Genomic DNA, 814 nt, shown 5'->3' on the forward strand with positions numbered 1-814 from the left:
CGCCCGCGGATGCCCTTCAACCGACTGAGGGCGAATGAATTCGCCCCCACCGGGATCCTGTTCTCCCGGAATCAGGTCACCAGAATTGCCCGGAAGTCGTTCACGTTGGTGAGGGTCGGGCCGGTGATCAGCGAATCGCCGAGGGCCTCGAAAAAGCCGTGGCCGTCGTTGTTGTCGAGGCTGTCGCGGGGGCGGATACCCTTCGCCCAGGCCCGCTCCAGCGTGTCGGGGAAGGCCAGCGCGCCGGCGATCTCCTCCAAGCCATCCACGCCGTCCGTGTCGCCGGCCACCGCGTGGATGCCGGACGCCCCGTCAAGGGCCACCGCCAAGGACAGCAGAAACTCCACGTTGCGCCCGCCGCGTCCGTTGCCGCGCACGGTGACGGTGGTCTCGCCGCCGGACAGCAGTACGCAGGGCGCCGCGATGGGCTGGCCGTGGCGCTTCACCTGCAGCGCGATGGCGGCCATTACCTTGCCCACGTCGCGGGCCTCACCCTCGATGCTGTCGCCGAGCAGCAGCGGCGTCACGCCAGCGGCGCGGGCCACGTCGGCAGCGGCCTCCAGGGCCATCTGCGGGGTGGCGATGAGGTGCGTGCTCACGCCCGCCAGGCGCGGATCGCCCGGCTTCACGGTCTCGCCGGCACCGCTCTCCAGCAGCGCGCGGGCGCCGGCCGGCAGCTCGATGCCGTAGCGGCGGACGATCTCCAGCGCGCCGGCGCAACTCGTCGGGTCGGCCACCGTGGGCCCGGAGGCGATGTCCATCGGGTTGTCGCCGGGCACGTCGGAGATCAGCAGGTTCACCACCCGCGCCGGAT

Annotated in this window: 1 protein-coding gene; it reads right to left on the bottom strand. The window is 71.6% G+C overall.

All coding sequences use genetic code 11. From position 1 onward, the window contains the following. Window positions 1-71 precede the first annotated feature (71 nt). Window positions 72-814, bottom strand: a 743-nt coding sequence (locus tag ACE3RX_RS08635; protein ID WP_374482368.1) for a glycerate kinase, incomplete at its 5' end; no start/stop codon positions are given.

Source organism: Zoogloea sp. (genome assembly GCF_041914405.1).
Taxonomy (GTDB): Bacteria; Pseudomonadota; Gammaproteobacteria; order Burkholderiales; family Rhodocyclaceae; genus Zoogloea.